The organism is Rathayibacter sp. SD072 (genome assembly GCF_017355185.1).
Lineage (GTDB): Bacteria > Actinomycetota > Actinomycetes > Actinomycetales > Microbacteriaceae > Rathayibacter.
On sequence record NZ_JADILJ010000006.1, the window covers coordinates 1 to 25,248 of the forward strand.

Consider the following 25,248-nt stretch of genomic DNA (forward strand, 5'->3'; position numbering starts at 1 on the left):
CCGTTCCCCGGTTGATGGCCGGGCTCGTCCTCTACGGCGTCGCCGACGCGATGATGATCCGGGCGTCGCTCGGCGTGGATCCGTGGACCGTCTTCGCGCAGGGCCTCTCGCGCCAGACCGGACTGGGAATCGGACTGCTCACCAACGTGATCGGCCTGCTGGTGCTGCTGCTGTGGATCCCGCTCCGGCAGCGTCCGGGCCTGGGCACGGTGCTGAACGTGCTGACGGTGGGGCCCGCGATCGAGCTCGGGATGTGGCTCATCCCGACGCCCGCGGCGCTGTGGGGGCAGATCCTGCTCTTCTCGGCGGGACTCGTGCTGCTGGCCGTCGCGAGCGGGATCTACATCGGCGCGCACCTGGGCCCCGGCCCGCGCGACGGGCTCATGACGGGGCTGCACCGGCGCACGGGGCTGCCCATCTGGGTGGGCCGCTCGGGAGTCGAGGCGACGGTGCTGCTGATCGGCTGGGCGCTCGGCGGCAACGTGGGGTTCGGCACCCTCGCCTTCGCGGTGCTGATCGGCCCCCTGTGCACGGTGACGCTGCCGCTTCTCGGAGTGGGGCGGCGCGCCGACTGACGATCCCCTGCTGATCGAGCAGCCCGCGCAGCGGGGGTATCGGGATCCCCGTGTCCGGGAGCAGGTGGGAATCGACCCGCGCGCAGGGCGCTGCTCGATCAGCACGGGGATGGCGAGTGGTCGCGACTCGGGGGCTGACGGCCGCGCGAGGCCCGATTCGAGTCGATTCGCGCCCACTGGTGCTGATGGAGCAGCCCGAGCAGCGGGGGTACCGGGATCCACCACTGCCGAGCCGCCGCCTGCACGCGGAACCGCCCCGCTCCAGGAACCCAGGGGGTCGGTTCCTCGAGCGGGGCGGTCGCCGTGGGGCGGGCGGTGCCTAGCGCTTGCCGGCGAGCTGGGCGCGCTCCGAGGCGTCGATCGACGCGATGCCCTCGGTGATGGAGGTGCCGGAGGCGGCCGGGGCGTCGTGGTCGTCGGCGCCCAGGGAGGCCTCGTCGAACGGTGCGCGGCCGGCGAGGACCTCGCGGACCTGGGTCGTGTCGACCTGCTTGGTCCAGGTTCCGACGAGCAGGGTGGCGACCGCGTTGCCGGTGAAGTTGGTGACCGCGCGGGCCTCCGACATGAACCTGTCGATGCCGACGATGACTCCGACGCCGTCGACCAGGTCGGGGCGGAAGGACTGCAGGCCGCCGGCCAGGGTGGCGAGGCCGGCGCCGGTGACGCCCGCCGCTCCCTTCGACGCGATCATCATGAAGAGGAGCAGCCCGATCTGCTCCGAGATCGACATGGGCGAGCCGGTGGCCGAGGCGATGAAGAGCGACGCCATGGTCAGGTAGATCGCGGTGCCGTCGAGGTTGAAGGAGTAGCCGGTCGGGACCGTGATGCCGACGACGGGCTTGGAGACGCCGAGGTGCTCCATCTTGGCGATCAGACGAGGCAGGGCGGCCTCGGAGGAGGAGGTGCCGACGATCAGGAGGTACTCGCGGCCGAGGTACTTCATCAGCGAGAAGATGCTGACGCCGGTGACCAGGCGCAGCAGCAGGCCCAGGATCACGATCACGAAGATCGCGCAGGTGACGTAGAAGCCGATCATCAGGGTGGCGAGGGCGACGACCGCACCCCAGCCGGTCTTGCCGACGACCGCGGCGATCGCTCCGAAGGCGCCGATGGGTGCGACCCAGAGCACCATCGAGAGGATGCGGAACACGAGCACCTGGAGCTGCTTGATCGCTCCGAGGATCGGCTGGCCCTTCGCGCCCATCTTCTGCAGCGCGAAGCCGACGAGGAGGGCGACGAAGAGGGTCTGCAGGATGCTGCCGTCGACCAACGACGAGAACAGCGAGACGGGGATGATGCCGAGGACGAACTCCGACGTGGTCTCGGCCTTGAGGTCGCTCGTGTCGTACTCGGCGCCCGAGATGTCCAGGCCCTCGCCCGGGTGCAGGATGTTGCCGACGACCAGGCCGATCGCCAGGGCGAAGGTCGACATCACGATGAAGTAGCCCAGCGCCAGTCCGCCGACCTTGCCGACCGTCGCGGCCTTGGCGATCGAGCCGATGCCGATCACGATCGTGCAGAAGATGATCGGCGCGATCATCATCTTGATCAGGCCGACGAAGGCCTTGCCGACGGGCTCGAGCGTCGCGGCGAACGCGGGGGCGACGAGGCCGACGATGATGCCGGCGACGACCGCGATGATGACCGCGATGTAGAGCCAGTGGTTGCGGTCGATCCGCTTGCGGGTCTTCGCGGGAGTGACCGCGGGACTGAGCCGGTCACTGCCGGACCGGTCGGAGGGGCGTCCGGGCGTCTTCGCCATGAGCGTGTCCTGTCTCTTCGTCGAGGGGAGGGTCGTGCGGTGTCCGTGAGGTGGGGGGCCGGTGCGGCGAGCGCTCCGGGACGTTCCGATGGTGGCCCCGCCGGAGTCCGGGGCCGCGGTTGCGTTCATACTGTTCACGCGGATCGACGAGAGGACGCGGATCGGTCCGGACACCGCGAGACGTGACGAGGAGGTCGCGATGCCCCGAGTGCGCGCCCCGCGCCCCCGCAGCGACCGCGGACCCCGCGGCAGCATCGCCGCCCGGCTCTTCGCGGTGCAGCTGCTGTGCATCCTGCTGATCGCCGCCGCCGCGGTCGCGGTCCTCGCCGTCGATGCGCGCGGTCGTGCCGGAGCGGACGCCGCCGAGCGCAGCCTCGTGGTGGCGCGCACCGTCGCCGACAACCCGTTCGTCGTCGAGGCGACGCAGGGGCCGGATCCGTCGCGCTCGCTCCAGCCCTACGCCGAGGCGATCATGGCCGACACGGGCGTCGACTTCCTCACGATCATGAACCCGGACCGCACCCGGTACACGCACCGCGATCGCGAGCGGATCGGGCAGCCGTTCATCGGCACCATCTCCCCCGCGCTCGAGGGCCGCACCTTCACCGAGACCTACACCGGCACGCTCGGGCCGTCGGTGCGCGCGGTCGCGCCCGTCCTCGACGGGAGCGGCGAGATCGTCGCGCTGGTCTCGGCCGGGGTAACGCTGCAGGCGGTGGACGCCTCGTTCGGCGCGCGGGTGCAGGTCGTCGCGTGGGGCGCGCTCGGCGCGGTCCTGCTCGGCGGGCTCGGCTCCTGGCTCCTGGCCCGCTATCTGCGGCGGGTGACCGGCGGGCGCGGTCCGGAGCAGATGAGCCAGGTGTTCGCCTACTACGAGTCGGTGCTGCACTCGGTGCGCGAGGGGCTGCTGCTGGTCGACGACCGCGGGCGCCTGGTGCTCGCGAACGACCACGCGCTCGAGCTGCTGGGCCTGGAGGGCGTCCGCACCCCCGTGCCGATCGCCGACCTCGACCTCCCGGAGGCGCTGCGCGAGCTGCTCCGCTCGGACGAGCCGGTGACCGACCGCCTCGTCGTCGCGCGCGAGCGGATCCTCGTGGTCACGGAGCAGCCGGCCGCCTCCCCCGGTGCGCGGCCGCTGGGAACCGTGACGACCCTCCGCGACCGCACCGAGCTGCAGCGGATGACCGGCGAGTTGGAGTCGATGCGCACCCTCTCGGACGCCCTGCGCTCGCAGACCCACGAGTTCTCGAACCGCCTGCACACCATCGCCTCGCTCATCGAGCTGGGCCGGCCCGAGCAGGCCCTGTCGTTCGCGGCCGGCGAGCTCACGCTCAGCCAGCGGCTCGCCGACCGGCTGATCACCTCGGTGCAGGAGCCGGTCATCGCGGCGCTCCTGCTCGGCAAGACGGCGCAGGCGCGCGAGCGCGGCGTCGAGCTGCACCTCGAGACCCACCTCGAGCCGGGCACGCAGGGCTTCGACCCGGGCGACCTGGTGACGCTGCTGGGCAATCTGATCGACAACGCGCTGGACGCGGCCGCGGCTCCCGACGGCGCCGACGAGCCGTGGGTCGAGGTCTACCTCGGCCACGCGGAGGGCGCGGGCGGCGAGCAGGAGCTGGTGATCCAGGTGTCCGACAGCGGCCCGGGAGTCGAGGAGACGGCGGACGTCTTCGCGCGCGGCTACTCGACGAAGGAGCAGGACGAGTTCGGCCGCGGCATCGGCCTCGCCCTCGTGCAGCAGGTCGTGCAGCGCCTCGGCGGCACGATCGAGGTGTCGCGGCACGTCGGAGCCGTGTTCACGGTGCAGCTGCCGCTGCCCGCGCGCGTGGCGGAGGCGGCACGGTGACCGGCACCGACCCGATCCGGGTGCTCGTCGTCGAGGACGAGCCGCTCACCGCGAGCGCGCACGCCGACTACGTCCGCCGGGTCGAGGGCTTCGAGGTGGCGGCGGTCGCCGGCACCGGAGCCGAGGCGATCCGCGCACTGCGGGCCGACTCCGCCATCGCGCTGATCCTGCTCGACATGAACCTGCCGGACATGGGCGGGCTCGACCTCTGCCGTGCCGTGCGGGCTGCCGGGCTGGACGTCGACGTGATCGCGATCACGGCCGTGCGCGACGCGGCCGTGGTGCGCGCGTCCGTCGCCGCCGGGATCGTGCAGTACCTGATCAAGCCGTTCGTCTTCAGCACGTTCGCGGCGAAGCTCGCCAGCTACCGCTCCTACCGGGGGCGACTGCACGGCTCGGCCGTCGCCAGCCAGCACGAGGTCGACGGCGCGTTCGCGGCGCTGCGGACCTCGAACGCGCCGGGCCTGGCCAAGGGCCTCTCGGCCCAGACCCTCGAGTCGGTCACCGCGCTGCTCGGCGAGGTCGGCCTCTCGGCGGCCGAGCTCGCGACCCGCCTCGACATCTCGCGGGTCACGGCCCGGCGCTACCTCGAGCACCTGGCCGATACCGGAGTCGCGGAGCGCGCGCCGCGCTACGGCTCGCCGGGGCGGCCGGAGCTGGAGTACCGGCGGCGCTAGGCGGCGTGCTCGCTCAACGCCAGGGCGATCTCCTCCTCGATCAGGTCGTGGTTGATCGCGGCGCCCACCCGCAGGCCGTCGGCGGCGGCCGCCATCACCTGCGACATCGGCTCGACGAGCGAGCCGGCGGCGAAGACGCGGTCGACGCCGGTGCGGCCCATGAGGTCGGCCGGGAGGTGCCGCGCGACGCCCGAGGGGTGGTCGACGAGCTCGAGGCGCAGACCGGACGGCAGGCGGCCGGCGACGTCCGGAGCGACGACGACGGCGTCGAGCGGCAGGAGGCGTCCGTCGACCACGGCGCCGACGAGACGGTCGTCCTCGATCCGGAGCTCCTCGACCGCGCCCGCGACGAGGTCGATGCCGCGGGCCGCGAGACGGAGCGCCTCCTCCCCCTCGGGTGCCTCGTCGCCGTTCAGCAGGATCGAGACGTACGGGCTCAGCTGGCGGAACATCTGCGCCTGGTGCGGGGCGAAGGAGCTGCCGAGCACCGCGATCCTCCGGCCGCGCACCTCGAAGCCGTGGCAGTACGGGCAGTGCAGCACGTCGCGGCCCCAGCGCGGGGCGAGGCCGGGGATGTCCGGGAGCCGGTCGGCGACTCCGCTCGCGAGCAGGAGCCGCCGGGCGTACAGCACGGTGCCGTCGGCGAGGGTCGCCGAGACGCTGTCGTCGGTGCTCGAGGCGGCGACGACCTCGCCGGTGACGACGCGGGCGCCGTAGCCCTCGGTTTCGAGGCGGGCGAGCCGGGCGAGCTCGAGGGGCGACGTGCCGTCGCGGGTGAGGACGTTGTGCGCCCCGGGCGAGGGCGCGTTTCGGGGAGGGCCGCCGTCGATGACGACGACGTCGCGGAGGCTCCGGCCCAGAGCGGTGGCGGCGGCGAGGCCGGCGAAGGAGGCGCCGACGATCAGGACGTCGGCGGGGCGGTGGCGGGCGGAGGGGGCGTCGGTGTGCGTCATGCTCCGAGAGTGCGCCCTCCTCGGCTCCGAGGCCGGAATCCGTGCCGTTCCGGCAAGACCGGCAGGCGTCTCTGCCAGGATCTGTCGCATGGCCGAACCGATCGAGAGCACTCCGCCGTCCGACGAGGAGGTGCTGGCCGCCGTCGGCCCGCGCCTGCGCCGGCTCCGCGTGCGGCGCGACCGCACCCTCGCCTCGCTGTCGGCCGAGACGGGCATCTCGTCGAGCACGCTGTCGCGCCTCGAGAGCGGTGGCCGGCGCGCGACGCTCGAGCTGCTGCTGCCGATCGCGCGCGCCCTCGGCGCACCGCTGGACGAGCTGGTCGGAGCGGCGCCCGAGGATCCGCGCGTGCACGGGCGGCCCATTCGGCGGCACGGCATGCTCATCCAGCCGCTCAGCCGCGACGCCGGCGGGCTCCAGGCGTTCAAGCACACGATCCCGGGCGGGCCGCTGCCGCTGCCGGTCGAGGACCTCGATCAGCGCACGCACGAGGGGTTCGAGTGGCTCTACGTGCTGAGCGGGCGGCTCCGGCTGCGACTCGGCGAGCACGACCTCGTGCTGCCCCCGGGCGAGGCTGCCGAGTTCGACACGCGCGTGCCGCACTGGTTCGGCCGGGCGGACGAGAGGCCGGTCGAGTTCCTGTCGCTGTTCGGACGCCAGGGCGAGCGGATGCACGTGCGGGCGTCGACGCGGCGCCCGGAGCGCTGAGGCGCGCTACTCCGTCGCGAGCACCTCGCGCACGAAACCGGCGGATCTCGCACGCAGCGTCTCGATCCGCTCGGCCTTGGCGGCCTCGACGTCGAAGCCGACGTACGCGATCGGCGGACGCGCCCGCACGTTCGCCGAGCACTGGAAGTCGGAGCAGACGAGCGTGCCGAGCGCGTCGCCCGCCCGACCCGCGGCGCCGGCCTTCCGAGCGCCGAAGAAGACGACGTCGTTCGGCAGCCGGGTGTCGCGGCACCACGAGCACTGCGCCCGCGAGCGGGGCAGCGCGTCGGCCTGCTTGAGCAGGACGCCGACGACGCGGCCGTCCAGCGGCACGACCGCGTACGCGCGGCGCCCGATCTTCTTGTCGCGCCAGCCGAGAAGATCGATCGAGTCCCAGTCGAGGGAGTCGAAGCCGGCCGGCAGCGAGAGGTCCGCGACCTCCTTGCGCGAGGCGTTCACGAAGGAGGCGCGCACCGCGTCCTCGGTCAGAGGGAGCATTGCAGCACCCTAGCCGAGGGCTCGGCCGGGGTGGGGCACCGCCGACCCATCCCGGCCGAGAGGCCTAGCCCAGGTGCGCCACGGCCTCCTTCGGAGCCTGCGCGAGGAACTCCTCCTTCTTCACCCGGATCATCGTTGCCGCGACGACCGCCGCGATGACGAGTCCGATGGCCGCGGTGAGGAAGACCGCGGAGTAGCCGTCGACGAAGGCGGCGGGCGAGGGCGCGGAGCCCACGGCGCCGGCGTAGATCGTCGTGAAGATCGAGAGGCCCACCGAGCCGCCGATCTGCATGGCGGCGTTCGCGGTCGCTCCGGCGGCACCGGCGTCGTGCGCGGCGACTCCGGTGAGGGCGAGGTTCTGCACGGGCACGAAGATCATGGCCATGCCGACGCCGAGCACGATCAGCGCGGGCAGCACCTGCACGAGGTAGGCGCCGTCGGCCGTGATGCGGCTGAGGTAGAGGAGTCCGACGGCGGCGATGACCGGCCCGGCGATCATCAGCAGGCGGGGTCCGACGACCGGGAGCAGGCGGGTCGCGATGCCGGCGACGACCATGATCGTCAGGGTCATCGGGAGGCTCGCGAGACCGGCCTCCAGCGGAGGCAGGCCCAGGACGATCTGCAGGTGCAGCGTCAGGTAGAGGGTGGAGCCGATCATGACGCTGCCGACGATGGCCTGGATGAGGAACGCGCCTCCGCGGACCCGGTCGGCCACGATGCGCAGCGGCAGCGACGGGTGATCGGAGCGCGCCTGGATGCGGACGAAGAGCGCGAGGAGCAGCACGCCGACGACCAGGAAGCCGATCGTGTCGGCGCGGAGCCAGCCCTGCTCGGCGAGGGTGAAGCCGTAGACCACGGCGCAGAGTCCGAGGGCGACGACGATCGTGCCCGCGATGTCGAAGCGGTTGCGGCCCTCGGCGCGGCTCTCGGTCACGAGCAGCGCTCCGGCGACGACACCCACGACGACGAACGGCACGTTGACCAGGAGGCACCAGCGCCAGTCGGCGAACTCCGTGAGCAGGCCGCCCAGCACGAGGCCGACGGCGGCACCGGCACCGGCGACCGCGCCGAAGACGGCGAACGCGGTGCTCCGCTCGCGCCCGCCGGGGAACGTGACGGTGAGCAGGGCGAGGGCGGCGGGGGCCAGGAGCGCGGCGAACGCGCCCTGCAGACCGCGGGCCGCGATCAGCTCGGTGCCGGAGGAGGCGAGACCGCCCCACGCGGACGCCGCGCCGAAGCCGACCATGCCGATGAGGTAGGTGCGCTTGCGTCCGGTGTAGTCGGCGATGCGGCCGCCCAGCAGCAGCAGGGCGCCGAAGGCCAGGGCGTACGCGGTGACGACCCACTGGCGCTCGACGTCCGAGAGGCCGAGGTCGCGCTGGGCTTCGGGGAGCGCGATGTTGACGATGGTGCCGTCGAGGACGACGACGAGCTGCGTGAGCGCGAGGATGACGAGGACCCACCAGCGGCGGGAGGGCGGCTGGGCGGTCGACGGGGCGTGCGAGGTCAAGGGAGCCTTTCGGACGGGGCAGGAGCGGGACCGGCGGGTCCGGATCCGGGCCGCGTCGTCGAGGCCGAACCACCCCAACTGGTTGGTTGGGCACGGACGAGTGTAACGTTCGAGCGGCCGGAGGTGTTCCCATGAGCGCGAAGAAGTCCGAGGCGGCCGTCGAGCCCGCCCGCGAGCGGATCCTGCGCGCCGCGATCGCCGAGTTCGCCGCGCACGGCTTCGCGGGCGCGCGGATCGACCGCATCGCCGCGTCCGCCGGCCTGAACAAGGAGCGCCTGTACGCCTACTTCGGCGGCAAGCGCGGGCTCTTCGTCTCGTCCGTCGTCGGCGCGGTGCAGGAGCTCGACACCGTCCTGCTGGCCGAGGCGGTCGATCTCCCCGATCTCGCCGAGCGGATGTTCGACCACGTGTGGGAGCACCCCGAGTTCCTCCGCCTGCTCACCTGGGCGCGGCTCGAGGGCCCCGGCTTCTGGGAGGAGGCGAGCCAGCGGCTCGGCGCGACCCCCGCGCCCGAGGCGCGCGTGCGCGAGTGGCAGGCGGCGGGAGTGGTCGACGCGGGCTGGGCACCGGACGACGTGTTCATCGCCCTGCTCGGGCTGTGCGAGATCTGGCACCTGACGCCGTTCACCGACCGCTCGAGCGGCGACGGCGTGCGCGAGCGGCGCCGGGCCTTCGTGGTGCAGGTCGCGACGCTGATCGCGGCTCCCCCGGTCACTCCGCGGTCGTGAGCCGCTCGAGGTAGCCGGCGAAGGCGAGCAGATCCGCCTCGGGCCAGGCCTGCAGCGCCTTCTGCATCCGCTGCCGTTGCTCGCCGCCGAGGTCGGCCATGCGCTCGCGACCTGAGGCGGTGAGCGCGAGGAACCGGGCGCGCCCGTCGGCGGGGTCCACGGTCATCTCGAGCATGTCGAGCTCGGCGAGCTGCCGCACCTGGCGGCTGATGACGCTCCGATCGACGCCGAGGCGCTCGGCCGCCACGCTCGCGTGCACCGGGCCGCAGCGCTCCAGCATCCGCAGCAGCCGCAGGCCGAACGGAGGCAGGGACGGGTCGATCGCGGCCGCCGCGTCGCGCACCGCGCTGCGCACCTGGACGGCGAGCGCGGTGATCTGCTCCTCGACCTCGGCCAGTGCGCGCGCCGACGCCGCGCCGGGAGCGGATCCCGGCGCGGCGTCGAGGACTCCGGAAGGAGTCATCAGTGGCGCTCGACCACGTCGATCGAGCCGGTCGGACGGGCCTGGCCGACCGGACGCAGCCCCGCCTGGCCGTCGGCGGTCGCGATGAGCGCGTCCTCCGCGTCCTCGACGGTGCGGGTCGACGGGCTCGTCGGCTCCGACTTCAGCTGGATCGCGTTCTTGGTGCCGAGGTCGACGTTCGGGAGCAGGACCACGGCGATCAGGGTGATGACCGCGAGCGGGATGCTGAAGAGGAACACGTCGCCGACTCCGATGCCGTAGGCGCTCTCGACCACGATGCGGATCGGCTCGGGCAGAGTCGCGACCTGCGGGATGGTGCCGCTGCCCAGGGTCTGGGCGGCGATCGCCTGGTCGGCGGGCTCGAGGCCCGCGATGCCGCTGCCGATGCGATCGGTGATCACGGTGCCGAGGATCGACCCGAGGACCGAGACGCCGATCGTTCCGCCGAGGCTGCGGAAGAAGGTGACCGCGCTGGTCGCGACTCCGAGGTTCTTCACCTCGATCGAGTTCTGCACGACGAGGACGAGGTTCTGCATCAGCATGCCCAGGCCGGCGCCGAGGACGGCCATGTAGATCCCGACGAGGACCAGGTTCGTGTCGTAGCGCAGGGTGCTCAGCAGGTAGGTGCCCACGACCGCGAGCACGCCGCCCGAGACCATGATCGCCTTCCACTTGCCGGTGCGCGAGATGATGCCGCCGAAGATCGTCGAGGCGATGAGCAGACCCGCCATCATCGGGATCGTGAGCAGTCCCGACTGCGTCGGGGTGGCTCCGCGCGAGAGCTGCATGTACTGCGCGAGGAACACCGCGGTGCCGAACATCGAGACGCCCACCGAGACGCTCGCGACGACCGCGAGGCTGAAGGTGCGGTTCGTGAACATGCCCATCGGGATGATCGGCTCGTCGACCGTGAGCTCGACGATCACCGCGGAGACCAGCAGCACGACGGCGCCGCCGACCATGAGCGCGGTCTCCCACGAGGCCCACTCGAAGTTCTTGCCGGCGAGCGAGACCCAGATCAGCAGGAGCGAGACGCCGGCGGCGATGAGGACCGCGCCGAAGTAGTCGATCTTGACGGTGCGCTTGGGGTGCGCCGGGAGGCGGAGGGTCACCTGGAGCAGCACGATCGCGACGATCGCGACGGGCAGCGCGATGAAGAAGTTCCAGCGCCAGCCGAACGCGTCGGTGACGACGCCGCCCAGCAGCGGGCCTCCGACGGTGCCGACGGCCATCACGCCGCCGAAGAGGCCGGCGTACTTGCCGCGCTCGCGGGGGCTGATGATGTCGGCCATGATGATCTGGCTCAGCGCGGCGAGACCGCCGGCGCCCAGGCCCTGGAAGACGCGGAACACGATCAGCATGTTCGTGTCCTGCGAGAAGCCGGCGGCCGCGGATCCGATCACGAAGACCGCGAGGGCGAGCTGGATCAGCAGCTTGCGGTTGAAGAGGTCGGCGAACTTGCCCCAGAGCGGGGTCGAGACGGTGGTCGCCAGGAGGGTCGCGGTGACGACCCAGGTGTAGGCGTTCTGGTCGCCCTTCAGGTCCGAGATGATCAGCGGCAGCGAGGTCGAGACGACCGTGCCGGCGAGGATCGAGACGAACATGCCCAGCAGCAGGCCGCTGAGCGACTCGAGCACCTGGCGGTGCGACATGGCCCCGTCGGGGCCTGCGGGGGTGTGACGGTCCGGGGCGGCGGCCTCCGGAGCGGTGCGCTGTGCGCGGGACATACGGCTCCTCGATTCGACATCTGCGGTCTTGGTTGATGGGGATCAACTATTGACCTTCTGCAACTATATAGCCGAGCGTGGGTTTTTGCCAGAGGGATCGCAGGAGTGATCGCCGCAGCGGTCCCGGGGTCGCGGAAGCGACCCCGGTCGACGCCGTGCCGGACGACCCCGCTGGGCGCTGCAACGACTCAGCGCGAGGAGCGGACCGCTCCGCGGCGGCGCAGGACCACGACCGCGACCACCGCGGCGACGGCGAGCGCCGCGAGCACCGCGACTCCGACGGGCGACCCGGCGGCGGCGCCGACGACCGCCCACAGCACCGCGAACCCCACGGTCGCGTAGACGAGCGCCCAGGCGAGGCATCCCGGGACCATCGCGAGCAGGTAGACGGGGAAGCGCATCCGCGCCGCTCCGGCCGCCGCGTTCAGCACGGTCTGGAAGCCCACCGTCAGGAAGCTCACGGTGACCGCGGGCGCACCGTAGCGGGCGAGGACGGCCGAGGCGCGGCGCATCGGCGGCGACTCGAGCCACCGGCCCCAGCGGCGGGAGGCGGCTCCGGCCACGATCGCGCGGGCCAGCCAGTAGGTGGCCTGGGCGCGGAGGAAGACGATGGCGAACAGGGCGGCGAGCAGCTCCACGAAGCCCAGCTCGCTGAGGAATGCGGGCACGGGGCCTCCTCCTCCTGCTCGGTGAGCGTGCAGAGGCAAGGCTACCCTCACTTCCTGAGGCGCGACCGGAGCGCCGGCCGCTCCGCTCTAGGCTCGACGCATGGACAACATCGACCGGAAGATCCTCGATCTGCTGCGCCAGAACGCCCGGGCGGGCTACGGCGACATCGGCGGGGTGGTCGGCCTGTCCGCCTCCGCCGTGAAGCGCCGCGTCGACCGGCTCGTGGCCGACGGCGTGATCCGCGGCTTCACGATCAAGGTCGACCCCGCGGTCGACGGCATGGCGACGGAGGCGTACGTCGAGCTGTTCTGCCGGGGCACCGTCGCCCCCGACGAGCTGCGCCGGATCCTGTCCGCCGTCCCCGAGGTCGTCGACGCGGGCACGGTCACCGGCTCGGCCGACGCGATCGTGCACATCCGCTCGCGCGACATCCCCAGCCTCGAGCTCGCGCTCGAGAAGGTGCGCATCGCCCCGAACGTCGACCACACGAGGTCGGCGATCGTGCTCTCGCGCCTCATCCAGCGCGGCGAGGCGTAGTTCCCCGGGTCGTGCGCCGGTCTCAGTGCGAGCGGCCCGCGACGACGTCCGCGAGGGTCGCCAGCGGCGACGTCGTCACCCGGCCCCGCGCCTCCGCCGCGTCGGCCAGGCCGTAGGCGGTGTAGAGCGTCGTCACGGCGAGCCAGCGCAGCGGCTCGGGCTCCCACTTCCGCACGCGGTGGTCGACCCACGGCAGACCGGTCAGCGGCGTGCGCTCCCCGGCGCCGAGGTGGTGGAGGACCAGATCGCGCAGGGTCCGCCCGGCGAGGTTCGTCGCTGTGACGCCGGTGCCGACGAACCCGCCGGCCCAGCCGAGTCCGGTCGCCCGGTCCAGGCCCACGGTCGCGTGCCAATCGCGCGGCACTCCGAGGACGCCCGACCAGACGTGCTCGATCCGTACGCCCCGCAGCACCGGGAAGAAGCGCTCGAGGACCTCGCGCAGCCTCCCGAGAGTCCGCGGGTCGGTCGCCCCGTCGATGTCGAGGCCGGAGCCGTAGCGGTACGGCACTCCCCTGCCGCCGATCGCGATGCGGTCGTCGGCCGTGCGCTGGGCGTACATGTAGGCGTGCGCGAGGTCGCCGAGCGTCTCGCGCCCCGCCCAGCCGAGCTCGTCCCACACGGCGGCCGGCAGCGGCTCGGTCGCGATGAGGGACGAGTTCATCGGCAGCCACTCCCTGCGGTGGCCGGAGAGCTGCGCCGTGAAGCCCTCGGTCGCGCGCAGCACGACGCCGGCGCGGACGGTCCCGCGTGCGGTGACGGCGGCCCCGGGACGGATCTCGTCGACCCTCGTGTCCTCGTGGATCACGACCCCGAGCGCCTCGACGGTGCGGGCGAGGCCGGCGGCGAGCTTCGCCGGGTGGATGCGGGCGCAGTGCGGGTGCCACATGCCCGCCGAGGTGCCGCTCACCGCGATGCGAGCCGACGCCTCCGCGGCGCCGAGCAGCTCGACGTCGGTGTGGGCGCGCGCCTGCGCGGCGGCGACCGCGGCCTCGAGGCGCCGCTTCTGCGCCGGGCCGCGGGCGACCTGGTACTCACCGCCCTTGACGATGTCGGCGTCGATCCCCTCGGCGGCCGCGACCGCGATCACCTCGTCGACCGTCCCGTTCACCGCGAGCTGGAACTCGTCGACCGCGTCGCGGCCGTGCGTCCGGGCGTAGGAGGAGACGCCCCCGGTGATCTCGTTCGTCAGCCAGCCGCCGTTGCGTCCGGACGCGCCGAAGCCGGCGAAGCGCTGCTCCAGCACCGCGATCCGCAGCCCGGGCGCGGCCTTCTTCAGGTAGTAGGCGGTCCAGAGACCCGTGTAGCCGGCGCCGACGATGCACACGTCGACGTCGAGGGGTCCGGGCAGCGCGGGACGCGGCTCCGGCCGGCCGATCGAGGACCACCAGAACGAGACGTCGCCGTTCACCGGACCCGTCGAGGGCATGCGGATCAGTACATCATCGAGGGGAAGGACTGCGACATCTCCGACAGGAGGGCGCCGGCCCAGGCGATCCCGACGATGAACGACACCGCGATCACGCCGAGGAGGATCCACAGCGGCAGCAGCCCGCCGCCGGTCACGCGCTTCACGACCACGCTGCGGCCGATCACGTAGACGTAGGGCGCCGCGAGGAAGGCCCAGGCCCAGTGGAAGGGCCGCTGGATCCCCGCCCTCTTGAGCTGGCGCCAGTCGAGGAACGCGAAGACGACCTCGGCCGCGTAGATCAGGAAGCCGATGACCTGCACGGCGCCGAGGCCGAGGAGGTACGCGGTCGACACGCCCATCGACGACGTCGGGCCGTAGGCCGAGCTCATCGCCGACTCGACGACGAGGTCCGGCGGGAGCAGCAGGATCGAGAGGGCCGAGAGCAGCGGAAGCAGGACGACGACCCAGATCCACGGCGTCGAGCTCACGATGCTCGGGTCGCGGGGCTGCGGGGCGGCCGAGCGGGGTGCGGAGGCGTAGGGCTGCGGGGCGTACGGGTTCTGCGCGGCGTACGGGTTCTGCTGCCCGTACGGGGTCTGCTGGCCGTACGGGGTCTGCTGGCCGTACTGCGGCTGCGCCGGAGACTGCTGGCCGTACTGGGGCTGCGCCGGGGCCTGCTGGCCGTACTGTGGCTGGGCCGCAGCCTGCTGCCCGGGCACGGGGCCGGGAGCGATCGGACCGGGGGTCGCTGGGCCGGAGGCCGACTGCCCGGACGCCGACTGCCCGTAGCTCGTGGACTGACCGCTGGAGGTCTGGCCGTAGAGCGGCGGCGCCGGCGGGGCGACGGGTGCCGCGGGAGCGGCGGGAGGCACGGGAGCGACGGGCGTCGCGGCCGGAGCGTCGCGCAGCGACTCGGTCCAGCCGGTGCCGTCCCACCAGCGCTGGCGCGGGGATCCGGCGGGGTCGGGGTACCAGCCGGCGCGCGGTCCGGACGAGGCCCCGGCCTCGCCTCCGCCCGCGGTCGACTCGGCCGCCGTGCGCTCGTTCTCGTCGCTCATCGCGTTCTCCGCTCCCCTCCGGGCGCCGTGCCCGCATTCCTCCTGAAGGGTAGCGTCGCCCGGTCCCGGGGCGCCTGAGCACGGGCGGCGAGCATCCGATGAGACGCCGATGAGCGGACGGGACGGGCGGAGACGGCGCCTCATCACGAGGGAGGAGATCGCCGCGCGATCGTGTCGCGGGGCCGCGGGGCTCGCCTACGGTGAGGCCATGTCCAGCCGCCGCCGCTCCCTCCTCCTGCTCGCTCCACCGTTGCTCGGTGCGCTGTTCGCGGCGTTCTGGTGGTCCGCCGAGATCGGCCGGCTCGCGACCGCCCGGCAGATGCTCGACTTCGCCGTCGTCCTCGTGCCCATCGCGATCGCGATCGCGCTGTGCATCGCCCGCCCGGCGCTCGCCCTGGGACTCGTGGCCGCGGTCCCCCTCGTGCACCTCACCGGTCTCGCGCTCGCCGGATCGACGACCTGGCCGATCCTCGAGGGCTCCCTCGTGGTGGCCTTCGCCGTCGCCCGGTCGGGACCCGCCCGGCTCCGCTGGGTCGGTCTGCTCACCGGGGCGGTCTGGGCGACGGCCGTCGGCTTCTCCCTCGTCTACTCCGGCGGCTGGTTGAGCTGGATCGGCATCGGCGAGACGTGGGACCACCCGCCTCTCGCGCTCGGCTGGGCGAGCGGCCTGGCCGCCGTGCACGCCCTGCTCTGGGCGGTCTCGTGGAGCGCGGGCACGGCGCTGAGCCTCGCCGCGAGGAACGAGGCGGCGGACGAGCGGATCGAGCTCACCGAGCGCGAGCTCCTCATCGCGGGCTACGAGCTGCGGGCTCTCAAGGAGCGCACCGAGATCGCCCAGGAGGTGCACGACGTGCTCGCGCACTCCCTCGCCGTCGTGATCGCCCTGGCCGACGGCTCCCGGTTCCTCCGCCGCACGGATCCCGAATCGACCGACTCCTCCCTCCTGCGCATCGCCGAGACGTCCCGCTCGGCCCTGGTCGACCTGCGCGGCCTGATCGAGGGGCTCACCGACGAGACCGACCGGCCTCAGCCCGGGCTGTCCGACCTCGCCGATCTCGTCCGCCGCTTCGAGGGCACGGGGGTGCACGTCGAGCTGCGGGAGGTCGGCGAGCGCGGCGGTATCACCCCCGCGCAGGAGCTCGCCGTGCACCGCATCGTGCAGGAGAGCCTGACGAACGTGCTCAAGCACGGCGGCACCGACCCCGTCGCCTCCGTCTCCCTCGCCTGGGACGGACCCGGGCTCCTGCTCACCGTCTCGAGCCGCCCGGGCGACGCCGTGCCCGCGGCCCGCTCCGCCCACCGCGGCTTCGGCCTCGCCGGGATGGAGCACCGCGCGCGGCTGGCGGGCGGCTGGCTGAGCGCCGGCCCGGATCCGGACGGCTCGTTCCTCGTCACCGCGTTCCTCCCCACGACCGCGACCGCACGCGGTCTCGCGGAGGGGGTCGCCGCATGAGCGCGGCCGTCCGCGTCGCGCTCGTCGACGACCAGGAGCTGTTCGTGCACGGTCTGCGCATGCTGATCGAGTCCCAGCCGGATCTCGTCGTCGCCGGCGCCGCCTCCGACGGGGAGGCGGGAGTGGCGCTGGTCGCCGCCGAGCAGCCCGACGTCGTGCTCATGGACATCCGCATGCCGCTGCTCGACGGCCTCGAGGCCACGCGGCGCATCACCGGCGGCGAGGGCGCCGAGCGGACCCGAGGCCCGCAGGTCGTCGTCCTCACCACCTTCCGGCAGGAGGAGGCCGTGTTCCGCTCGCTCCGCGCGGGCGCCGCCGCCTTCCTCACCAAGGACGCGACTCCGGAGCAGCTGCTCGCGACGGTCCGCGCGGTGGCGGTCGGCGACGCCCCGCCCGTCGACGCCGGCGCGCTCGTGCGGCGCTTCGCCGGCGTGCAGGGCGAGCGCCGGGCGGAGGAGGTGCTCGCCGCGCTCTCCCCGCGCGAGCGGGAGATCTACGCGCTCGTCGCCAAGGGGCTCGGCAACGCCGCGATCGCGAGCGCCTCCTTCATCAGCGAGGCCACGGTGAAGACCCACGTGCGCAGCGTCCTGGTGAAGCTGGGGCTGCGCAGTCGCGTGCAGATCGTCGTGCACGCCTACGAGAACCGGCTGGTCTGAGCCCCGCGTCCGGCCTGGGCCAGGATGGACGCATGCCGCACCTGATCCGCGCCCGCGCCGCCCTCTTCGACATGGACGGGACACTGGTCGACTCGACCGCGGTCGTCGAGACCATCTGGCGCGACTTCGCCGATCGCTTCGGCCTGGACCGCGCGATGATCCTCGCCTCGGTGCACGGGGTGCGCGCCGAGGACAGCGTGCGCCGCTTCGCCCCGCCCGGCAGCGACGTCGCCGCGATCGTCGCCGAGCTGAACGCGTACGAGCTCGAGCACACGGAGGGGACCGTCGAGATCCCCGGCGCGGTCGCGTTCCTCGCGGCGCTGCCCCGCCCCTGCGTCGCCCTCGTCACCTCGGCGAGCCCCGCCCTCGCGGCCGGCCGGCTCGCAGCCGCCGGGGTGCCCGCCCCCGACGTCGTCGTCACGGCCGACGACGTGCTGCACGGCAAGCCCGCCCCCGACGGGTACCTGGCCGCCGCCGAGCGCCTGCGCGTCGCAGCCGCGGACGCCGTCGTCTTCGAGGACGCCGAGGCGGGCATCCGCTCGGGGCTCGCCGCCGGGATGCGCGTCGTCGTCGTCGGCGGGCACGACAGCCCGACGACCGAGGGCCTCCCCCGCATCGCGCACTACTCCGACGCCCTGGTCGACCTCGACGGCGACGAGCTCCTGATCACGTTGGGCTGACGAGAGCGGACCTGGGCTGACGAGAGCGGGCCCCCGCGATCCGAGGATCGCGAGGGCCCGCAGTGCAGATGCGACTCAGAAGTCGAAGTCCGCGATGTTCTCGGCGTCGAACACGAACGGGTCGCCGAGGAGCACGGTCGCGTCCTCGCCCACCTCGAACGTGCCCAGGTCGCCCGCCTCGAACGAGTCGCCGGTCTCGCCGGTGATGTCGCCGTCGATCAGGGCCTTCGCGGCGTAGGCAGCGAGGTAGCCGAGGTCTCCCGGGTTCCACAGCGCGAACGCCGTGACGGTGCCGTCCTCGACGTACTCGCGCATCTGGTTCGGCGTGCCGAGACCGGTCAGCGCGACCTTCCCCTTGTAGTCCGAGGTCGAGAGGTAGCGCGCGGCCGCCGCGATGCCGACCGTCGTGGGCGAGACGATGCCCTTGAGGTCGGGGTGCGACTGCAGCAGCGCCGCCGTCTTGTCGAACGAGGTCTGGTCGTCGTCGTCGCCGTAGACGGTGTCGACGAGGGTCACGTCGGGGTGGTTCGCCTCGAGCTCCTCGGTCATCAGCTCGATCCACGCGTTCTGATTCGTGGCGTTCGCCGAGGCCGAGAGGATCGCGATCTCCCCGGAGTCGCCGATCTGCTCGGTGATCAGGTCGACCTGCGCCTTGGCGATGCCCTCGGCGGTGGCCTGGTTGATGTAGAGGTCGCGGCAGTCGGCGTTCGTGTCGGAGTCGAAGGTGACCACCTTCACGTCGTTGTCGCGGGCCTCGTTCAGCGCGTCGCAGATCGCCTTCGGGTCGTTCGCCGAGAGCACGATCGCTCCTGCGCCTTGCTGCGTGAGCGTGTTGATGTAGGAGACCTGCGCGTCGGGGGTCGCCTCCGACGGCCCGACCTCGGCGTACGTGCCGCCGAACTCCTCGATCGCCTTCTCGCCTCCGGCGTCGGAGGTGTCGAAGTACGCGTTGCCGAGGTTCTTGGGGAGGAAGGTGATCGCGTAGTTCGCGTCGCCTCCACCCTCGGAGCCGGAGCCGGAGTCGGAGCCGCCGGCGGAGCAGCCGGTCGCGACGAGCGCGAACGCCACCGCCGCTGCTGTCACGGAGCCCAGGCGCCGGAGCGCGCGGCCCTTCGTGGGAAACGTCATCGTTTCGTCCTTTCGATCGGAGTGCGGGTCCGGCCTCCGCCGGCCCGGTGCGGGAGGTGCTGTCGGTGCGGATCGGTCACGGGCGCGGGCCCGGGGCCGATCGGGGTGTCCCGGGGCGGGTGCGCTTCTTCTGCACCCAGCCCAGGAGGCTGGTGGACACCACCGAGAGCACGAGGAGCACTCCGGTGATGATGTTGATGACGTCGGAGGTGACGTTGGCCAGTCGCAGTGCACTGGCGAGGATCCCGATCAGCACGACGCCGGCGAGGACCCCGTGCAGAGCCCCGCGACCGCCGAAGATCGAGACGCCGCCCAGCAGCACCGCGGCGATCACCTGGAGCTCCAGGCCCGTCGCGTTGTCGCCGCGAGCCGAGCCGTAGCGCAGCGTGAAGTAGACGCCGGCGAAGGCCGACACCACGCCCGAGAGCAGGAACAGGACGAACTTCGTCCGGTTCACGTTCACGCCCGAGAAGGTCGAGGCCTCGTCGTTCAGGCCGATCGCGTAGATCCCGCGGCCGAAGGACGTGAAGTGCAGCAGCACCGCGAACACGACGGCCAGGACCACGATCGGCACGACGATCGTCGGGATCGGGGAGTCGCCGATCTTGGACGTCGCGAGGTCGGTCCAGAACTCGGGGAAGTCGGTGACGGCCGTGGTCCCCAGCAGTCCGACGGCGAGCCCGCGGTACAGCGCGAGCGTGCCGATGGTCACAGCCAGCGACGGCAGGCCGACCACCGTGATCAGGAACCCGTTCAGCGCTCCTCCCACGGCGCCCGCCAGCAGAGCTACGAGCGCGGCCACCGCGAACGGAGCGCCCGCCTGGGTGAGGATGCCGGTCAGCACGCTCGCCAGCCCGACCGTCGAGGCGACGGAGAGGTCGATCTCGCCCGTCACGATGATCAGCGTCATCGGCAGGGCGATCAGCAGCACGGGGGCGATGTCCAGGAGGAGGTAGGTCACCGTGATCGGGCGGTCGAAGTTCCGCACGGTGGCGGAGGCGACGAGCACCACGAGCACCAGCAGCGCGATGATCGCGGTCTCGCGGGTCAGCAGGATGCGGCGGAGGGGTCCGTGACCGTAGTCGCGGTAGGTCCGCGCCGTGCGCACGGCGGTCGTCTCGGTCGAGAGAGAGCTCATCGCGCGTCGTCCCTTTCTGCCAGGAGCCGGCGGGACTGCCGGATCGAGAGGACGCGGTCGAACACGATCGCGCCGATGATGAGGACGCCGACGACGGCGCGCTGCCAGAAGTCCTGCACGCCCAGGATCGGGAGGGCCCGGTTGATGGTCAGGAGCAGGACCGCGCCGAGCGCCGCCCCCCAGACCGTTCCGGAACCGCCGAAGATCGCGACGCCTCCGATGACCGCCGCGCCCACGGCGTCGAGCTCCCAGCCGGAGCCGGCCTGCGAGTTGACGGTGCCGTAGCGGGCCGCGTACAGCACGCCGGCGAGACCGGTCAGCGCGCCGCTCAGCACGAAGGCGGTGAGGATCCGCCGGGTGACCGGCAGGCCGTAGAGGCGGGCCGCGTCCGGCTCGGAGCCGATGGCGTAGAACTCGCGCCCCGCCCGCAGGTTGCGCATGCAGTACCCGGCGACGACCAGAACCACGAGCGCGATGATCGTGAGGATCGGGATGGTGAGGATCTGCCCCGTGCCCAGCGCCAGGAAGTCCTTCGGCATGTCCGAGGCGTTGACCCGGTCGCTGCCCGCCCAGGCCACGTTGATGCCGCGGTAGGCGTAGAGCGTGCCGAGGGTGATGACCAGCGCGGGCACCTTCGCGAAGGCGACCAGCGCGCCGTTGATGAGGCCCAGCAGCGACCCGAAGAGGATCCCCGCGACGAAGACGACGATGATCGGCAGACCCGGCACGTCGAGGAAGAGCCGGCCGGTGAGGTACGCGGTGAGCCCGAGGATCGAGCCGACCGAGAGGTCGACGCTGCGGGTGATCACGACGATCGCCTGGCCCACGGCCACGAGCACCAGGATCGACGGCGTCAGCAGGAGGTCGCGCCAGCCGTCGGGCGAGAAGAGGAAGGACGGGTTCTTCACCGTCGTCACCGCGACCAGCAGCACGATGGCGAGCAGGATGCTCGTCTCGCGCGCCGTCGCGAAGCCGCGGAGTCCGCGGGAGAGGCCGCCCGAGAAGGGCGCCGGCCGGCCCGTCCGCGGCTCGGTGGTCGTGGCGGCGCTCATGCGGCGCTCCCTTCGGTGCCGCGGGCGGACGTGCCCGCGGCGGTCGGATCGGCGGCGATCGCGCCGGTGCCGCCGGTCGCGGCGAGCATGACGGCCTCGCTGGTCGCCTCGGCGCGCGGGAGCTCGCCGGTCAGGCGGCCCTCGCGCATCACCAGGACGCGGTCGGCCATGCCCAGCACCTCGGGCAGCTCGGAGGAGATCATGAGGATCGCCATGCCCTCGCCCGCGAGCTGCGAGAGCAGCCGGTGCACCTCGGACTTGGTGCCGACGTCGATGCCGCGGGTGGGCTCGTCGATGATCAGCACCTTCGGGTTCGTGGCGAGCCACTTGCCCAGGACGACCTTCTGCTGGTTGCCGCCCGAGAGGGTGCCGGCGACCGTGTCGAGCGCGTTGGTCTTCACCTCGAGGCGCCCGGCCCAGATCCGCGCCGCCGAGTTCTCGGCTCCGCGGGTGAGCAGGCCGCCCTTCGTCAGGCCGCGGCGGATCGCCGTGGTGATGTTGTTCGAGACGGAGGCGTCGAGCACCAGGCCCTGCTTGCGGCGGTCCTCGGGCACGAGGGCGACCCCGGCGCGCATCGCACCGGCCGGGTCGCGCCGGGGCAGCGGGGCCCCGTTCAGCGTGACGGTGCCGCTCTGGTACGGGTCCACTCCGAAGACCGCCCGGGCCACCTCGCTGCGACCGGCGCCCACGAGCCCGGCGAGACCGACGATCTCGCCCGCCCGCACGGTGAACGAGATGTCGTGGAAGACGCCCGGCTGGGTGAGGCCCTGGACCGCGAGGACGACCTCGCCGATCTCGGCCGGCTGCTTCGGGAACAGCTCGGTCACGTCGCGGCCCACCATCTGGCGCACGATCCCGTCGATCGTGGCCTCGGTGGTCGGCGTCGTCGCGATGTACGAGCCGTCGCGCATCACGGTGATCGTGTCGCAGAGGGCGAAGACCTCGTCGAAGCGGTGCGAGATGAACACCAGCGCCCGGCCCTCGTCGCGCAGGCTCCGCGCCACGGCGAAGAGGCGCTCGACCTCGACGCCCGAGAGGGCGGCCGTCGGCTCGTCCATCACCAGGACGGAGGCGTCGAGCGAGATGGCCTTCGCGATCTCGATGATCTGCTGGTCGGCGATCGAGAGGCCCTCGGCGGGCCGCTCCGGATCGATCGCCACGCCGAGCCGGCGCATGAGCTGCTCGACCTCGGCGCGCATGGCCCGGCGGTCGATCCGGCCGAAGCGGTCGGTGGGCTGGCGGCCCATGAAGATGTTCTCGGTGACCGAGAGGTCGGGGAAGAGCGTCGGCTCCTGGTAGATCACGGCGACGCCGGCGGCCTTGGACTGCGCGGTCGAGGTGAAGTCGACGTCGCGGCCGTGGAGCAGGAACTCCCCCGCGTCGCGGCGGTGGACCCCGGCGATGATCTTCACGAGCGTCGACTTGCCCGCGCCGTTCTCGCCGATCAGCGCGTGGATGGAGCCCGAGTGCAGGGTCAGGGTGCCCGAGCGCAGCGCGACGACGGCGCCGAAGGACTTCACCACCCGGGCGAGCTCGAGCGCCGGGGCGGGCGCGGTGTCTGTCACGGAGGTGCCTCCTCGTCGAGGGCAGGGGGGTGTGGGGCGAGCGGAGTGGCGGGTTCCCGCCGCGGAGGACGGGGACGTCGGAACCTGAATCGATTCATCCGCTGTTCAGGCATACTCTAGGGACGACGACCGGGTCGGTCAAGACGAGCAGTGCCGCTCGTTGCGCGGTCGTGATGGAGGGGAACAGTGGCAGCGAGCATCCGCGACGTGGCGCAGCACGCCGGCGTCTCGGTGGGCACGGTCTCGAACGTGCTCAACCGCCCGGACGAGGTCTCGGCCGAGAACCTCGTGCGGGTGAACTCCGCGATCGAGGAGCTCGGCTACGTGCGCAACGACGCGGCCCGCAAGCTCCGCAACGGCGTCAGCTCGACCGTCGGCTTCGTCGTGCTCGACGGCCGCAACCCGTTCTTCGGCGACGTGGTCCACGGGGCCGTCGACGAGGCGTCCCGCCACGGCATCGCCGTGCTGCACGGCAACACCGACCAGGACGTCGCCCGCGAGCGCCACTACCTCGACCTGTTCGAGGAGCAGCAGGTGCGCGGCGTGCTCGTCTCCCCGCACGGAGACATCACCCGTCGGCTCGAGCGCCTGCGCGAGCGCGGCATCCCCGCCGTGCTCGTCGACCGCTTCAGCGGCGACGGGCGCTTCAGCTCGGTCTCTGTCGACAACGTCGCCGGTGGGCGGATGGCCGTCAACCACCTCATCGCCACCGGCCGGCGGCGCCTCGCCTTCGTCGGCGGCCCGTTCGAGATCCGCCAGGTCGTCGACCGGCTGGCGGGAGCGCGGGTCGCCGCGGAGGACAGCGAGACCCCCGTCGACATCGAGGTGGTCGCCACCTCGGCGCTCACCGTGGCCGAGGGGGTCGCGGCGGGCGAGCGCCTGGCGTCCCGGCCCCGCCGCGAGCGCCCCGACGCCGTCTTCGCCGCGAACGACCTCCTCGCCCTCGGGCTGCTGCAGTCGCTGGCCGCGAACGGGCGGATGCTGGTGCCCGACGAGATCGCGTTGATCGGCTTCGACGACATCGCCTTCGCCGCCGCCGCCGCCGTGCCGCTCTCGTCGATGCGCCAGCCGAGCACCACGATCGGGCGCACAGCGCTGCGGGTGCTGCTCGAGGAGGCCGCCGACCCCGAGCTGATCCCCCGGCAGACCGTGTTCCAGCCCGAGCTCGTCGTGCGGCGCTCGACGGCGCCCTAGCCTGCGGCGCTGCGCGTCACGGTCGCACGCACTCCGCGGTCGCGGTGAGGCTCAGCCCCTCCTGGGTGCCGCGGATGCTCACCGAGTCGACGGAGTCCTCGCGCCGCGCCTTCGAGGCCCAGTAGTCGCGCCCCATCGTCCGGTCGACCTGTTCGAAGCCCGCCTCGGCCCACTGCGCGACGATCGCGTCGAAGGGCTCCTGCGGGCTGTCGAACACCGTGAAGACGGGTACCACCGCACCGCCCGCCACCCGCGTCCCCCGCCCGTCGGGGCACTCCTCGACACGCACGGCGACCTCGGCGGCGACGCCGGTCGCGGCGGCGGCGGACTCGAGGACCGCGCGCACGCCCGCCTCGCCCACCGCGATCCTCTCGGCCGTCTCGGAGGGATCCACCGGCGGCTCCCCCGTCCGCGAGAGATCGTCCGGCTCCGCGGAGCCGAGCGGGAGCCCCAGGAACCCGCTCGTCGTCCCGCCGTACCCGGGCGCCGAGACGGTGAAGGCGGTCCGCGGGTGCGTGCCCGCGTCGGCGGCCTCGTCCGGCGTGGCAGCGAGCAGCGCGGCGACCGCCGGGACGTCCTCCGCGACGACGTCGACCGAGGCCCGGAGCGCCAGGGGCGCACCGGTGCCCGTCCGCACCTCGTCGATCCCGGGGTCCTCGTCGAGCCGGTCGAGGCGCGCGAGCAGGGCCGCGCCGGGACGCGTGCCGTCGACTCCGATCAGGCTCGTCCCGGTCGAGAGCGAGAGCGCGCCGCGCTCGTCCGGGAGCGGGGCGAGCGGACGGATGACGGGGACGGCATCGGCGAGGTCCGCGTCCGCCGTGAGCGACGCGGTCCGTCCCGAGACCAGGTCGACCCGGTCGACGACCGGCAGCGAGCGGAGGTCCTCCGCGAGAGCGACGTCCGCCCTGCGGCGAGGATCGAGGTGCACGGGGGCGAGGCCCTCCCCCGCACCGACGCTCAGGCTCACCCGCAGGTCCGCTCCGACGACCCCCGCACCGAGCGCGACCTGCACCGCCGAGGCGGTCCGGAGGTCGCTGCCTCCGGCGCCGACCTCGACGAAGGCGATCCACTCGTCCGGGCGGTCCTTGACGTCCGCCTGGTCGAGCGAGCTCGTGACGGAGTCGACACCCTCCGCCGCGCCGACGCGCTCCGCCAGCGCGTCCAGCGCGTCCTGGGAGCCCGTGGGCGGCGCCGTGCAGCCCACGAGGGCGAGGACCACCGCCGCGAGCAGTCCCGCCGCCGCCCGCCGCGCTCGCCCCCGCACG

24 protein-coding genes are annotated in these 25,248 nt (G+C 72.9%); 10 read left to right on the plus strand and 14 right to left on the minus strand.

What is annotated here, in order from left to right; genetic code table 11:
* Positions 1 to 14 precede the first annotated feature (14 nt).
* The gene (locus tag IOC53_RS03665; protein ID WP_242682890.1) at positions 15 to 575 is read left to right on the plus strand and encodes a YitT family protein; all 561 of its coding nucleotides are present in this window, start codon (positions 15 to 17) and stop codon (positions 573 to 575) included.
* Positions 576 to 894: 319 nt separating this feature from the next.
* On the opposite strand, the gene IOC53_RS03670 is transcribed toward IOC53_RS03665, so the two are convergent.
* Positions 895 to 2,337: a cation:dicarboxylate symporter family transporter gene (locus IOC53_RS03670; protein WP_207403035.1), complete on the minus strand. Its 1,443-nt coding sequence runs from the start codon at positions 2,335 to 2,337 to the stop codon at positions 895 to 897.
* A 199-nt stretch (positions 2,338 to 2,536) separates the two neighbouring features.
* Here IOC53_RS03670 and IOC53_RS03675 point away from each other — a divergent pair, with 199 nt between their 5' ends.
* Together IOC53_RS03675 and IOC53_RS03680 are read left to right on the plus strand one after the other, a co-directional pair.
* Entirely contained in the window at positions 2,537 to 4,183 is a 1,647-nt protein-coding gene (locus tag IOC53_RS03675) for a sensor histidine kinase (protein WP_207403036.1), read from the plus strand.
* Entirely contained in the window at positions 4,180 to 4,860 is a 681-nt protein-coding gene (locus IOC53_RS03680; protein WP_307786059.1) for a response regulator, read from the plus strand. Before IOC53_RS03675 ends, IOC53_RS03680 begins: the two co-directional genes overlap by 4 nt.
* Here the strand turns inward: IOC53_RS03680 and IOC53_RS03685 are convergent.
* Positions 4,857 to 5,813: an NAD(P)/FAD-dependent oxidoreductase gene (locus IOC53_RS03685; protein WP_207403037.1), complete on the minus strand. Its 957-nt coding sequence runs from the start codon at positions 5,811 to 5,813 to the stop codon at positions 4,857 to 4,859. The genes IOC53_RS03680 and IOC53_RS03685 overlap by 4 nt on opposite strands.
* A gap of 88 nt (positions 5,814 to 5,901) precedes the next feature.
* On the opposite strand from IOC53_RS03685, the gene IOC53_RS03690 reads away from it, so the two are divergent.
* A complete protein-coding gene (locus IOC53_RS03690; RefSeq protein WP_207403038.1) occupies positions 5,902 to 6,519 on the plus strand; it encodes a helix-turn-helix domain-containing protein in 618 nt (205 codons plus the stop codon).
* Between the two features lie 6 nt (positions 6,520 to 6,525).
* Here the strand turns inward: IOC53_RS03690 and IOC53_RS03695 are convergent, their stop codons facing one another.
* Together IOC53_RS03695 and IOC53_RS03700 are read right to left on the minus strand one after the other, a co-directional pair.
* Positions 6,526 to 7,017, minus strand: a complete 492-nt coding sequence (locus IOC53_RS03695; RefSeq protein WP_207403039.1) for an FBP domain-containing protein — start codon at positions 7,015 to 7,017, stop codon at positions 6,526 to 6,528.
* A 64-nt stretch (positions 7,018 to 7,081) separates the two neighbouring features.
* The gene (locus tag IOC53_RS03700; protein ID WP_242682887.1) at positions 7,082 to 8,527 is read right to left on the minus strand and encodes an MFS transporter; all 1,446 of its coding nucleotides are present in this window, start codon (positions 8,525 to 8,527) and stop codon (positions 7,082 to 7,084) included.
* Between the two features lie 131 nt (positions 8,528 to 8,658).
* On the opposite strand from IOC53_RS03700, the gene IOC53_RS03705 reads away from it, so the two are divergent.
* Positions 8,659 to 9,255: a TetR family transcriptional regulator gene (locus IOC53_RS03705; protein WP_207403041.1), complete on the plus strand. Its 597-nt coding sequence runs from the start codon at positions 8,659 to 8,661 to the stop codon at positions 9,253 to 9,255.
* Here the strand turns inward: IOC53_RS03705 and IOC53_RS03710 are convergent.
* The 3 genes from IOC53_RS03710 to IOC53_RS03720 form a co-directional block, all read right to left on the minus strand.
* Complete coding sequence (locus tag IOC53_RS03710; RefSeq protein ID WP_207403042.1) at positions 9,239 to 9,718, minus strand: MarR family winged helix-turn-helix transcriptional regulator; 480 nt, start codon at positions 9,716 to 9,718, stop codon at positions 9,239 to 9,241. The two genes, IOC53_RS03705 and IOC53_RS03710, sit on opposite strands and share 17 nt — an antisense overlap.
* A complete protein-coding gene (locus IOC53_RS03715; protein ID WP_207403137.1) occupies positions 9,718 to 11,370 on the minus strand; it encodes an MDR family MFS transporter in 1,653 nt (550 codons plus the stop codon). Before IOC53_RS03715 ends, IOC53_RS03710 begins: the two co-directional genes overlap by 1 nt.
* A 263-nt stretch (positions 11,371 to 11,633) precedes the next feature.
* Positions 11,634 to 12,113 carry a DedA family protein gene (locus IOC53_RS03720; RefSeq protein WP_207403043.1) on the minus strand — a complete coding sequence of 160 codons (480 nt, stop codon included), beginning with the start codon at positions 12,111 to 12,113 and terminating at the stop codon, positions 11,634 to 11,636.
* 100 nt (positions 12,114 to 12,213) lie between these two features.
* Here IOC53_RS03720 and IOC53_RS03725 point away from each other — a divergent pair, with 100 nt between their 5' ends.
* Positions 12,214 to 12,651 carry an Lrp/AsnC family transcriptional regulator gene (locus IOC53_RS03725; RefSeq protein ID WP_055786568.1) on the plus strand — a complete coding sequence of 146 codons (438 nt, stop codon included), beginning with the start codon at positions 12,214 to 12,216 and terminating at the stop codon, positions 12,649 to 12,651.
* Between the two features lie 22 nt (positions 12,652 to 12,673).
* Here IOC53_RS03725 and IOC53_RS03730 read toward each other — a convergent pair whose 3' ends face one another.
* Together IOC53_RS03730 and IOC53_RS03735 are read right to left on the minus strand one after the other, a co-directional pair.
* The gene (locus tag IOC53_RS03730) at positions 12,674 to 14,077 is read right to left on the minus strand and encodes an FAD-binding oxidoreductase (protein ID WP_207403044.1); all 1,404 of its coding nucleotides are present in this window, start codon (positions 14,075 to 14,077) and stop codon (positions 12,674 to 12,676) included.
* 5 nt (positions 14,078 to 14,082) lie between these two features.
* A complete protein-coding gene (locus IOC53_RS03735; RefSeq protein WP_207403045.1) occupies positions 14,083 to 15,117 on the minus strand; it encodes a DUF2510 domain-containing protein in 1,035 nt (344 codons plus the stop codon).
* A gap of 208 nt (positions 15,118 to 15,325) precedes the next feature.
* Between IOC53_RS03735 and IOC53_RS03740 the strand changes: the two genes are divergently transcribed.
* The 3 genes from IOC53_RS03740 to IOC53_RS03750 are packed head-to-tail and all read left to right on the plus strand — an operon-like array spanning position 15,326 to position 17,906.
* Positions 15,326 to 16,570 (plus strand): sensor histidine kinase, encoded by a 1,245-nt coding sequence (locus IOC53_RS03740; RefSeq protein ID WP_207403046.1) that lies wholly within the window; start codon positions 15,326 to 15,328, stop codon positions 16,568 to 16,570.
* Positions 16,567 to 17,226: a response regulator transcription factor gene (locus IOC53_RS03745; protein ID WP_207403047.1), complete on the plus strand. Its 660-nt coding sequence runs from the start codon at positions 16,567 to 16,569 to the stop codon at positions 17,224 to 17,226. Before IOC53_RS03740 ends, IOC53_RS03745 begins: the two co-directional genes overlap by 4 nt.
* 32 nt (positions 17,227 to 17,258) lie before the next feature.
* Positions 17,259 to 17,906 carry an HAD-IA family hydrolase gene (locus IOC53_RS03750; RefSeq protein ID WP_207403048.1) on the plus strand — a complete coding sequence of 216 codons (648 nt, stop codon included), beginning with the start codon at positions 17,259 to 17,261 and terminating at the stop codon, positions 17,904 to 17,906.
* A gap of 75 nt (positions 17,907 to 17,981) precedes the next feature.
* On the opposite strand, the gene rhaS is transcribed toward IOC53_RS03750, so the two are convergent.
* From rhaS to IOC53_RS03770, 4 genes are all read right to left on the minus strand, one after another.
* A complete protein-coding gene (gene rhaS / locus IOC53_RS03755) occupies positions 17,982 to 19,034 on the minus strand; it encodes a rhamnose ABC transporter substrate-binding protein (protein ID WP_207403049.1) in 1,053 nt (350 codons plus the stop codon).
* A gap of 76 nt (positions 19,035 to 19,110) precedes the next feature.
* Complete coding sequence (locus IOC53_RS03760; protein ID WP_207403050.1) at positions 19,111 to 20,172, minus strand: ABC transporter permease; 1,062 nt, start codon at positions 20,170 to 20,172, stop codon at positions 19,111 to 19,113.
* Complete coding sequence (locus IOC53_RS03765; RefSeq protein ID WP_207403051.1) at positions 20,169 to 21,224, minus strand: ABC transporter permease; 1,056 nt, start codon at positions 21,222 to 21,224, stop codon at positions 20,169 to 20,171. The genes IOC53_RS03760 and IOC53_RS03765 overlap by 4 nt, the downstream gene beginning before the upstream one ends.
* Positions 21,221 to 22,789, minus strand: a complete 1,569-nt coding sequence (locus IOC53_RS03770) for a sugar ABC transporter ATP-binding protein (RefSeq protein WP_207403052.1) — start codon at positions 22,787 to 22,789, stop codon at positions 21,221 to 21,223. The genes IOC53_RS03765 and IOC53_RS03770 overlap by 4 nt, the downstream gene beginning before the upstream one ends.
* 186 nt (positions 22,790 to 22,975) lie before the next feature.
* On the opposite strand from IOC53_RS03770, the gene IOC53_RS03775 reads away from it, so the two are divergent.
* Positions 22,976 to 23,983, plus strand: coding sequence for a LacI family DNA-binding transcriptional regulator (locus tag IOC53_RS03775; RefSeq protein WP_207403053.1), 1,008 nt, complete (start codon positions 22,976 to 22,978; stop codon positions 23,981 to 23,983).
* Positions 23,984 to 23,999: 16 nt separating this feature from the next.
* On the opposite strand, the gene IOC53_RS03780 is transcribed toward IOC53_RS03775, so the two are convergent.
* Positions 24,000 to 25,247, minus strand: coding sequence for a hypothetical protein (locus IOC53_RS03780; protein ID WP_207403054.1), 1,248 nt, complete (start codon positions 25,245 to 25,247; stop codon positions 24,000 to 24,002).
* Position 25,248: the final 1 nt, after the last annotated feature.

Bases quoted from the DNA above. Each gene is read 5' to 3' on its own strand.
- IOC53_RS03710 (WP_207403042.1), bottom strand. From the start codon at position 9,718: ATGACTCCTTCCGGAGTCCTCGACGCCGCGCCGGGATCCGCTCCCGGC.
- rhaS (WP_207403049.1), bottom strand. From the start codon at position 19,034: ATGACGTTTCCCACGAAGGGCCGCGCGCTCCGGCGCCTGGGCTCCGTG.
- IOC53_RS03670 (WP_207403035.1), bottom strand. From the start codon at position 2,337: ATGGCGAAGACGCCCGGACGCCCCTCCGACCGGTCCGGCAGTGACCGG.
- IOC53_RS03765 (WP_207403051.1), bottom strand. From the start codon at position 21,224: ATGAGCGCCGCCACGACCACCGAGCCGCGGACGGGCCGGCCGGCGCCC.
- IOC53_RS03675 (WP_207403036.1), top strand. From the start codon at position 2,537: ATGCCCCGAGTGCGCGCCCCGCGCCCCCGCAGCGACCGCGGACCCCGC.
- IOC53_RS03760 (WP_207403050.1), bottom strand. From the start codon at position 20,172: ATGAGCTCTCTCTCGACCGAGACGACCGCCGTGCGCACGGCGCGGACC.
- IOC53_RS03730 (WP_207403044.1), bottom strand. From the start codon at position 14,077: ATGCCCTCGACGGGTCCGGTGAACGGCGACGTCTCGTTCTGGTGGTCC.
- IOC53_RS03705 (WP_207403041.1), top strand. From the start codon at position 8,659: ATGAGCGCGAAGAAGTCCGAGGCGGCCGTCGAGCCCGCCCGCGAGCGG.
- IOC53_RS03665 (WP_242682890.1), top strand. From the start codon at position 15: ATGGCCGGGCTCGTCCTCTACGGCGTCGCCGACGCGATGATGATCCGG.
- IOC53_RS03735 (WP_207403045.1), bottom strand. From the start codon at position 15,117: ATGAGCGACGAGAACGAGCGCACGGCGGCCGAGTCGACCGCGGGCGGA.
- IOC53_RS03690 (WP_207403038.1), top strand. From the start codon at position 5,902: ATGGCCGAACCGATCGAGAGCACTCCGCCGTCCGACGAGGAGGTGCTG.
- IOC53_RS03695 (WP_207403039.1), bottom strand. From the start codon at position 7,017: ATGCTCCCTCTGACCGAGGACGCGGTGCGCGCCTCCTTCGTGAACGCC.
- IOC53_RS03715 (WP_207403137.1), bottom strand. From the start codon at position 11,370: ATGTCGCACCGCCAGGTGCTCGAGTCGCTCAGCGGCCTGCTGCTGGGC.
- IOC53_RS03725 (WP_055786568.1), top strand. From the start codon at position 12,214: ATGGACAACATCGACCGGAAGATCCTCGATCTGCTGCGCCAGAACGCC.
- IOC53_RS03685 (WP_207403037.1), bottom strand. From the start codon at position 5,813: ATGACGCACACCGACGCCCCCTCCGCCCGCCACCGCCCCGCCGACGTC.
- IOC53_RS03745 (WP_207403047.1), top strand. From the start codon at position 16,567: ATGAGCGCGGCCGTCCGCGTCGCGCTCGTCGACGACCAGGAGCTGTTC.
- IOC53_RS03740 (WP_207403046.1), top strand. From the start codon at position 15,326: ATGTCCAGCCGCCGCCGCTCCCTCCTCCTGCTCGCTCCACCGTTGCTC.
- IOC53_RS03750 (WP_207403048.1), top strand. From the start codon at position 17,259: ATGCCGCACCTGATCCGCGCCCGCGCCGCCCTCTTCGACATGGACGGG.